At 72.6% G+C, this 8,538-nt stretch carries 8 protein-coding genes, 1 tRNA gene and 1 pseudogene; 4 read left to right on the top strand and 6 right to left on the bottom strand.

Translation table 11 applies throughout. From position 1 onward, the window contains the following. Window positions 1-224, top strand: a pseudogene (locus tag G3I42_RS20315) (sel1 repeat family protein); the annotation flags it as partial. Window positions 225-293: 69 nt separating this feature from the next. Then, window positions 294-370: transfer RNA gene (locus tag G3I42_RS20310), tRNA-Met, on the top strand. A gap of 124 nt (window positions 371-494) precedes the next feature. Here the strand turns inward: G3I42_RS20310 and G3I42_RS20305 are convergent. Further along, window positions 495-911: a Fur family transcriptional regulator gene (locus tag G3I42_RS20305; RefSeq protein WP_009068611.1), complete on the bottom strand. Its 417-nt coding sequence runs from the start codon at window positions 909-911 to the stop codon at window positions 495-497. Window positions 912-1,027: 116 nt separating this feature from the next. Here G3I42_RS20305 and G3I42_RS20300 point away from each other — a divergent pair, with 116 nt between their 5' ends. Beyond that, window positions 1,028-2,500, top strand: coding sequence for a catalase (locus G3I42_RS20300; RefSeq protein WP_164287923.1), 1,473 nt, complete (start codon window positions 1,028-1,030; stop codon window positions 2,498-2,500). A gap of 407 nt (window positions 2,501-2,907) precedes the next feature. Here G3I42_RS20300 and hisN read toward each other — a convergent pair whose 3' ends face one another. From hisN to G3I42_RS20275, 5 genes are all read right to left on the bottom strand, one after another. After that, complete coding sequence (gene hisN, locus G3I42_RS20295; RefSeq protein WP_164287921.1) at window positions 2,908-3,726, bottom strand: histidinol-phosphatase; 819 nt, start codon at window positions 3,724-3,726, stop codon at window positions 2,908-2,910. A gap of 112 nt (window positions 3,727-3,838) precedes the next feature. Beyond that, entirely contained in the window at window positions 3,839-4,162 is a 324-nt protein-coding gene (locus G3I42_RS20290) for a multidrug efflux SMR transporter (RefSeq protein WP_007822261.1), read from the bottom strand. A 178-nt stretch (window positions 4,163-4,340) separates the two neighbouring features. Continuing rightward, the gene (gene rsgA / locus G3I42_RS20285) at window positions 4,341-5,351 is read right to left on the bottom strand and encodes a ribosome small subunit-dependent GTPase A (RefSeq protein WP_164287919.1); all 1,011 of its coding nucleotides are present in this window, start codon (window positions 5,349-5,351) and stop codon (window positions 4,341-4,343) included. A 13-nt stretch (window positions 5,352-5,364) separates the two neighbouring features. Further along, a complete protein-coding gene (aroA, locus tag G3I42_RS20280) occupies window positions 5,365-6,696 on the bottom strand; it encodes a 3-phosphoshikimate 1-carboxyvinyltransferase (protein ID WP_164287917.1) in 1,332 nt (443 codons plus the stop codon). 208 nt (window positions 6,697-6,904) lie between these two features. Further along, window positions 6,905-7,618 carry a M50 family metallopeptidase gene (locus tag G3I42_RS20275; RefSeq protein ID WP_164287915.1) on the bottom strand — a complete coding sequence of 238 codons (714 nt, stop codon included), beginning with the start codon at window positions 7,616-7,618 and terminating at the stop codon, window positions 6,905-6,907. A 48-nt stretch (window positions 7,619-7,666) separates the two neighbouring features. On the opposite strand from G3I42_RS20275, the gene G3I42_RS20270 reads away from it, so the two are divergent. Continuing rightward, complete coding sequence (locus G3I42_RS20270; protein ID WP_164287913.1) at window positions 7,667-8,479, top strand: SOS response-associated peptidase; 813 nt, start codon at window positions 7,667-7,669, stop codon at window positions 8,477-8,479. Window positions 8,480-8,538 lie beyond the last annotated feature (59 nt).

Below are 8,538 nucleotides of genomic sequence, written 5' to 3'. Positions count from 1 at the left end.
TCGCCCGCGAGGGCGGCGAGCCGGAGGCCGCCCTGTGGTGGCGCCGGGCCGCCGAGGCCGGGCACGGCCGCGCGGCGCTGCGGCTCGGGCTGTTCTTCGCGCGCCGGGGCGAACTGGAGGAGAGCCAGCACTGGTGCGATGCGGCCGTGGCCGCGGGACCGGGGGAGGTGGCCGAGCGGGCGGGACGGCTGCGGGAGGCGCTTCGCGAGGAGCTGAGCGCGTAATGCCTGCGGCGGGGGCGGGGAACCGATTTGCTTCTGGGCGGGGGCGCCCCGTAGAGTCGGGTTCACCGACGCGGGGTGGAGCAGCTCGGTAGCTCGCTGGGCTCATAACCCAGAGGTCGCAGGTTCAAATCCTGTCCCCGCTACCAAGGCCGAATGGGCCGGAGATCATCGATCTCCGGCCCATTGGTGTTTTCAGGCGCGGGCGCTTTCCGCGCAGGCGTTTTCAGGCGCGGGGCGTCGCCGTTCCCGGGCGCGCTGGCGCGCTTGCCTTCAGGCGCTCGCGCAGTCGGGGCACAGGCCCCGGTAGGTGATCTCCACGTCCGAGACCGTGTAGCCGAAGCGCTCGTCGGCGGGGAGGTCCTTCAGCGGGTCGCCCGCCGGGCGTACGTCGCGGACGGCGCCGCAGTTCGCGCAGACCAGGTGCTGGTGCGGGTGGTGCGCGTTGGGGTCGTAGCGCTTGGCGCGGTGGTCGGTCGCGACCTCGATGACCTCACCGAGCGAGACCATCTCGCCGAGCGTGTTGTAGACGGTGGCACGCGAGATCTCGGGGAGGCGCTGCGCGGCCCGCGCGTGCACCTCGTCGGCGGTCAGGTGGACGTGGTCGCCGTCGAGTACCTCGGCGACCACGCGGCGCTGCGCCGTCATGCGCCAACCGCGCCCACGAAGCCGTTCCAGAAGGTCACTCATAGGGCAAAGGGTATCAGGCAACCGGCCTGATTCCGAACGAGTGTCGCTTTGGAGGCTAGCTTGAATTAGATGAAGTCCAATGTAGGATCGTTCCACGGTTCGTCCGAGCCGGAACGATGCGGGAGGCAACAGTGACGCAGGGGCAGGGACCACTCACGACCGAGGCCGGGGCTCCGGTCGCCGACAACCAGAACAGTGAGAGCGCGGGTGCGGGCGGGCCCGTCCTCGTCCAGGACCAGTCGCTCCTGGAGAAGCTGGCCCACTTCAACCGCGAGCGCATCCCGGAGCGCGTCGTGCACGCCCGGGGCGCCGGCGCCTACGGGACCTTCACCGTCACCGCCGACGTGAGCCGCTGGACGCGGGCCCGTTTCCTCTCCGAGGTCGGCAAGCGGACCGAGACTTTCCTGCGCTTCTCGACCGTCGCGGGCAACCTCGGCGCCCCGGACGCCGTGCGCGACCCGCGCGGTTTCGCGCTGAAGTTCTACACGGAGGACGGCAATTACGACCTCGTCGGGAACAACACCCCGGTCTTCTTCGTCCGGGACGCGATCAAGTTCCCCGACTTCATCCACACCCAGAAGCGCGACCCGTACACGGGCTCGCAGGAGCCGGACAACGTGTGGGACTTCTGGGGCCTGTCGCCCGAGTCCACGCACCAGGTGACGTGGCTCTTCGGCGACCGCGGCATCCCCGCCTCGTACCGGCACATGGACGGCTTCGGCTCGCACACGTACCAGTGGAACAACGCGGCCGGAGAGGTCTTCTGGGTCAAGTACCACTTCAAGACGGACCAGGGCATCAAGACGCTGACCGTCGAGGAGGCGGCGAAGCTCGCGGGCGCGGACCCCGACTCGCACCAGCGCGACCTGCGGGAGGCGATCGAGCGGGGCGAGTACCCGAGCTGGACGGTGCAGGTGCAGATCATGCCCGCCGCCGACGCCGAGAACTACCGCTTCAACCCCTTCGACCTCACGAAGGTGTGGCCGCACGCGGACTACCCGCCGATCGAGATCGGGAAGCTGGAGCTGAACCGCAACCCGGAGAACATCTTCGCCGAGGTCGAGCAGTCGATCTTCAGCCCGGCGCACTTCGTGCCCGGCATCGGCCCCTCGCCGGACAAGATGCTCCAGGGCCGGCTCTTCGCCTACGGCGACGCGCACCGCTACCGCGTCGGCATCAACGCCGACCACCTCCCGGTCAACCGCCCGCACGCGGCCGAGGCGCGCACGTACAGCCGTGACGGTTTCCTCTACGACGGCCGCCACGGCGGTACGAAGAACTACGAGCCGAACAGCTTCGGCGGCCCCGCGCAGACCGGGCAGCCGCTGTGGCAGCCGACCGGGGTCACCGGCGCGACGGGCCAGTACGAGGTGCCCCGGCACGCGGAGGACGACGACTTCGTCCAGGCGGGGAACCTGTACCGGCTCATGCCCGAGGACGCCAAGGAGCGCCTGATCAGCAACCTCGCCGACTCGATCGCGGGCGTCTCGCGGGACGACATCGCGCAGCGGGCGATCGAGAACTTCCGCCAGGCGGACGCGGACTTCGGGAAGCGGCTGGACGAGGCGGTGCGGGGGCGGCGGGGGTGAAGGTGGGGGCGGGGCGGGGCAGCGCTCAGCCGCCCGCGCTCAGCCCCCTCCCGCCCGGGGGGACGACCCCTATACAAGTCTCCCAAATCCGCACCCCCACCCCCCGCCCTCCCGCCACATCTGTGGATAACTCGCCAAAACCCGCACAACGACTCACCAGTACGAGTGAGCCGTTGTGCGGGTTCGCGTCACTTATCCACAGGCGCACCCCGAGCGACCGAGCACCCACCCCAGCGACCGAGCACCCACCTCCAGCGGACGCCGCACCCCCACCGGGCGCACCACCACCGGGCGCAGCACCACCGGGCGCACCACCACCGGGCGCACCACCACCGGACGCCGCACCCTCAGCGGGCACCTTCCAACGGCCACCCCACCCCCGCAGCCCCCGCTCCCCCCAGCCCCCCTCAGTACCGCTGGTTCAGATAACTCAGCAGCTCGTCGTGCAGCACCCCGTTCGACGCCGCCGCGTTGCCGCTGTGCGGGCCCGGGCGGCCGTCGAGGCCCGTGAAGGTGCCGCCCGCCTCCGTGACCACGATCGCGTTCGCCGCCATGTCCCACAGCGACAGCTCCGGCTCGGCGCAGATGTCCACGGAGCCCTCGGCGACCATCATGTACGGCCAGAAGTCCCCGTAGCCGCGCGTGCGCCACACCGCCCGGCTCAGGTCGAGCAGCCCGTTCAAGCGGCCCTGCTCCTCCCAGCCGGTGAGCGAGGAGTACGCGAACGAGGCGTCCGCCATGCGCCGTACGCCGGAGACCCGCAACCGGCTCGCCGAGGTGAGGCTGCGTCCGGTGAAGGCGCCGTGCCCGTACGCCGCCCACCAGCGGCGGTTGAGGGCCGGTGCCGAGACGACGCCGACCACCGGGTGCCACGTGCCCTGCTCGCCCTCGCGCCCGGGGAACAGCTCCATGAGCGAGATGAGGGTCGCCCAGACCGGCACCCCGCGCACGTAGTTCTTCGTGCCGTCGATCGGGTCGATCACCCAGCGGCGCGGGCCGGTGCCGCGCAGCCCGTACTCCTCGCCGAGGATCGCGTCGCGCGGCCGGGCCCGCTGGAGCTGGGAGCGGATCAGCTCCTCGGCCGCCTTGTCCGCCTCGGTCACCGGCGTCAGGTCGGGTTTCGTCTCGACCTTGAGATCCAGCGCCTTGAAGCGCTCCATCGTGGTGGCGTCGGCCGCGTCGGCCAGGACGTGAGCGAGGCGCAGATCATCGTGGTAGTCGGCCATGGCCGAACAGTATCCACGCGCCCGCCGCGTGATCCAGTCGCGGTCAACCGGCCGCCCGGCCCGCGGTCAACCGGCCGCCCGGTCCGCGGTCAACCGGCCGCCCGGTCCGCCCTCAGTGCGCCGAGCCGGAGAGCTGGAGACCGATGACGCCCGCGATGACGAGGCCGATCGAGACGATCTTGAGGACCGAGACGAGGTCGTCCATGAAGACCATGCCGTAGATCGCGGTGCCCGCCGCCCCGATGCCCGTCCACACCGCGTACGCCGGGCCCACGTCGAGCTTCTTCAGCGAGAGCGTCAGCAGGCCGAAGCTGCCGAGCGCGAAGCTGGCGAAGGCGATGGTCGGCCACAGCCGGGTGAAGCCGTGGGAGAGCTTCAGGCAGATCGCGAAGCCCGTCTCCAGCAGCCCGGCCACGACGACCAGCAGCCACGCCATGTGGTCTCTCCCTCAACGCTCGTACGGACCCGCCCGCGCACCGCCGCCGACAGCGGCACCGCACCCGGACCGGCCCCGGTCCGCCCCGTGCGGACCCGCCCGAGCTTATGCCTTTGCCTTCCCTTGGCAGACGCAATCCCTCTTCCCGCGCGCAGGCCACGCCACACCTGGCGCCCGCTCAGTCCCCCTCGTGGCGCTCCCGCGTGGACAGCAGCCGCCGCAGCGAGGCGAGGCGCTCGGGGCCCGCGTGGCCCTCGGCGACCCAGGCGTCCAGCGCGCACTCCGGCTCGTCGTGCGAGCAGCCGCGCGGGCACTCCTCGATCCCCGGGACGAGGTCGGGGAAGGCGAGCACGACGCGCGAGGGATCGACGTGCGCGAGCCCGAAGGACCGCACGCCCGGCGTGTCGACGACCCAGCCGCCGGCCCCGTCGAGCGGCAGCGCCAGCGCCGACGTCGTCGTGTGCCTGCCGCGCCCCGTGACCGCGTTGACGTGCCCGGTCGTACGCCGCTGGTCCTCGGGCACCAGCGCGTTGACCAGCGTCGTCTTGCCCACGCCCGAGTGCCCGACGAACGCCGTGACCTTCCCGTCGAGCAGCTCCCGCACCCGCCCGGCCGCCTCGCCGTCGTACAGCTCCTCGCGGCTCGTCACGACGTACGGGACGCCGAGCGGCGTGTACGTCTCCAACAGCCGGTCGGGGGAGGCGAGATCGGACTTGGTGAGGACGAGCAGCGGGCTCAGGCCGCCGTCGTACGCCGCGACGAGGCAGCGGTCGATCATGCGGGGGCGCGGCTCGGGGTCGGCGAGCGCCGTGACGATCGCGAGCTGGTCGGCGTTGGCGACGACGACGCGCTCGTAGGGATCGTCGTCGTCGGCCGTGCGGCGCAGCACCGAGCGGCGCTCCTCGATGCGGACGATACGGGCGAGGGTGTCCTTCTCGCCGGACAGGTCGCCGACGAGTGCGACGCGGTCGCCGACCACGGCGGCCTTGCGGCCCAGCTCACGGGCCTTCATCGCGACGACCCTGCGCCCCTCGACGAGGCAGGTGAGCCGCCCCCGGTCGACGGTGAGGACCATGCCGGAGGAGGCGTCCTCGTGCTTGGGCCTGATGTGGGTACGGGGGCGGCTGCCCCGGCGGCCGGGGCGGACGCGGACGTCGTCCTCGTCGGGGTTCTTTCCGTAGCGGCGCATCGCTCAGGTCCCGTCAGTTCCCGAGCATTCCGGTCCACAGCTCCGGGAAGTCGGGCAGCGTCTTCGCCGTCGTCGCGACGTTCTCGATCTCCACGCCGGGCACCGCGAGCCCCAGGATCGCCCCCGCCGTGGCCATCCGGTGGTCCTCGTACGTGTGGAAGACGCCGCCGCGCAGCGGGCGCGGGCGGACGTGGAGGCCGTCGGCGGTCTCGGTGACGTCGCCGCCGAGTTCGTTGATCTCCTTGGTGAGCGCCGCGAGCCGGTCCGTCTCGTGCAGGCGCAGGTGCGCGACGCCGCGCAGCGTCGAGGGGGAGTCGGCGAGCGCCGCGACGGCCGCGATGCCGGGGGTCAGCTCGCCGACCTCGCCCAGATCGACGTCGATGCCGTGGATACGGCCCGAGCCGGTGAGCGTGAGGCCCGCCTCGGTCAGCTCGCAGGTGCCGCCCATCGCGGTGAAGATCTCCCGGAGCCGGTCGCCCGGCTGCGTCGTGCGCGCCGGCCAGTCCGGGATCGTCACGGTGCCGCCCGTGACCAGCGCGGCGGCGAGGAAGGGCTGCGCGTTGGAGAGGTCGGGCTCGATCGTGAGGTCGCGGCCGAGCAGCGCGCCCGGCGTCACACGCCACACGTTCGGCTCGCCGCCGGTCTCCGGCTCGTCGACCTGCGCGCCGACCGCGCGCAGCATGTCCACGGTCATCCGGATGTGGGGGAGCGAGGGCAGCGTCCGGCCCGTGTGCCGCAGCTCGACGCCCTGGTTGAAGGACGGCGCCGAGAGCAGCAGCGCGCTGATGAACTGCGAGGAACTGGACGCGTCCACCTCGACCTTGCCGCCGTCGAGCGCGCCGCTGCCGAAGACCGTGAGCGGCAGCGCGCCCCGGTCGCCGTCGTCGATACGGGCGCCGAGCGCGCGCAGCGCGTCGATCACGCCGTGCAGCGGGCGCTCGTAGGAACGCGGGTCGCCGTCGAAGCGGATCGCGCCCTCGGCGAGCGTCGCGACGGGCGGCAGGAAGCGCATGACGGTGCCCGCGTTGCCGACGTCGACGGTCGTGGGGCCGCGCAGCCCGGCCGGGATGACCCGCCACGCCTCGCCCGCGCCGGTGATCCCGCAGGTCTCCGACGAGACCGTCTCCTCGATGCCGACGCCCATCGTGCGCAGCGCGCTCGCCATCAGGAGCGTGTCGCGCGAGCGCAGCGGGCGGCGCAGCCAGCCCGGCTCGGCCGCGAGCGCGGCGAGCACGAGCGCCCGGTTGGTGATCGATTTGGAACCGGGCACCCGCACGGTCGCGCGAACGGGCCCCTCCGCGTGCGGCGCGGGCCAGAGGTCGGTCAGTGCAGGCGTCTCGGTCATGACCTCACTCTAGTCGCTCAGGGTGATCCACGATCCTGTCCAAATGCGCCGAAACCAGTCCGAAACAGGGGTGTGGTAGGCGGGACGGGCGTGGCCCGAGGGGGCTGTTTCACCCGCACGAGGGGCCCGCGCACGCCGGTGGACACGCACCGGCGCGTACGACCCCGGCCGGCCCCTCCCGCGGCGCCGCACAGCGCCTCGCGGCCCCTCACAGTCCGAGCAGCCAGCGCCCGCCCGCGACGAGCGAGCCGAGCGAGACCGCGAAGAAGAGCAGCAGCCACAGCCCGGCCGGCACGTGGGTCAGCCGCGCGAGCTGGTCGGGGTCGGAGTCGTACGCGCCCTCGCGGCGCCGCTTGCCCCGCAGCTCGAAGACCGGGCGCACCCCGCCGAGCAGCAGGAACCACACCGCGGTGTACGCGAAGAAGGACTGCGCCTGCGGACCGGTGAGCCAGGAGACGAGGACGAAGGCGGCGCCCGTGACGAGCACCGTGAATATCCCGTAGGCGTTGCGGACCATGATCAGCAGGAGCAGGAGGAGCGCCGTCGCCGCCCACAGCAGGAGCGTGATGTGGTGCGCGGCGAGCAGCCAGGCACCGCCGAGACCGAGCAGCGAGGGGGCGACGTACCCGGCCGCCGCGGTGAGGATCATGCCGGGACCGGTCGGCTTCCCGCGGCTCACGGTGAGCCCCGAGGTGTCCGAATGCAGCCGCACGCCCTCCAGGCGCCGCCCGGTCAGGAGCGCGACGAGCCCGTGCCCGCCCTCGTGCGCGATCGTCACGGCGTTCCGGGTCAGGTGCCACAGCGGGCGCGGCCCGACGCCGAGGAGGGCGAGCAGCAGCGCGACGAGGACGACCCAGCGCTCGGGGGACGGCTGGCTGCCGAAGACGCGGTGCCAGAGTCCGGGGAGATCGGTGGGGTGCATGGGGCGAAGGCTCCTCGGGTCGGGGGTGGACGTGGCAGGCTGAAGGTCATGTGTGGACGGTATGCGGCCTCTCGTGCCCCCGAGGATCTCGTCTCGCTCTTCGGCGTGGAGAAGTGGGAGCCGAGCGAGACCCTGGCCCCCGACTGGAACGTGGCCCCGACGAAGCTCGTCCCCGCGATCCTCGACCGGCCGCTCAAGGGAGAGGACGCGGGGGACAGGCGGCCGGTTCGCCAGCTCCGCCCGCTCAAGTGGGGCCTCGTGCCCTCCTGGTCCAAGTCCCCCGAGGGCGCCGCGCGGATGATCAACGCGCGCGCCGAGACGGTCCACGAGAAGCCCTCCTACCGCCGCGCCTTCGCCGCCCGCCGCTGCCTGCTCCCCGCCGACGGCTACTACGAGTGGGTCACGGGCAAGGACGAGCGGCGCCTGGAGGAGGAGGGCCGCCGCAAACGCCCCCGCAAACAGCCCTACTTCGTCACCCCGGCCGACGGCTCCGTCTTCGCGATGGCCGGGCTGTACGAGTTCTGGCGCGACCGCACGCTCCCCGACGACCACCCGCAGGCCTGGTGGGCCACGTGCACGGTCCTCACGACGGAGGCGGAGACGGCCCCGCTCGCCCTCGCCCCCGAGGAGGGCCCCCGCTCCCTCGCCGACATCCACCCGCGCATGCCCCTCATGCTCACCCCCGACCGCTGGGACGCCTGGCTCGACCCCGCCGGCGCCGCCCCGGAAGCCCTCCTCGCCCCGCCCCCCGAGGGCCTGATGCGCGCCTACCCGGTCAGCACGGAGGTGAGCAACGTCCGCAACAACGGCCCCGAACTGGAGAAGGAACTGGCGGCCCCGGAGGAGGGCACGCTGTTCTGAGGGGCGTTGATCAAGCCTCTCCGGCGTGTGAGGAGCGGGGTGTGGGGCGGAGCCCCACG

Origin of the sequence: Streptomyces sp. SID11385 (genome assembly GCF_010548245.1) — a bacterium.
In the GTDB taxonomy this organism is placed as follows: Bacteria; Actinomycetota; Actinomycetes; order Streptomycetales; family Streptomycetaceae; genus Streptomyces.
The sequence above is the reverse complement of the archived record's forward strand: the minus strand, read 5'-3'. Positions and strand labels throughout refer to the sequence as shown.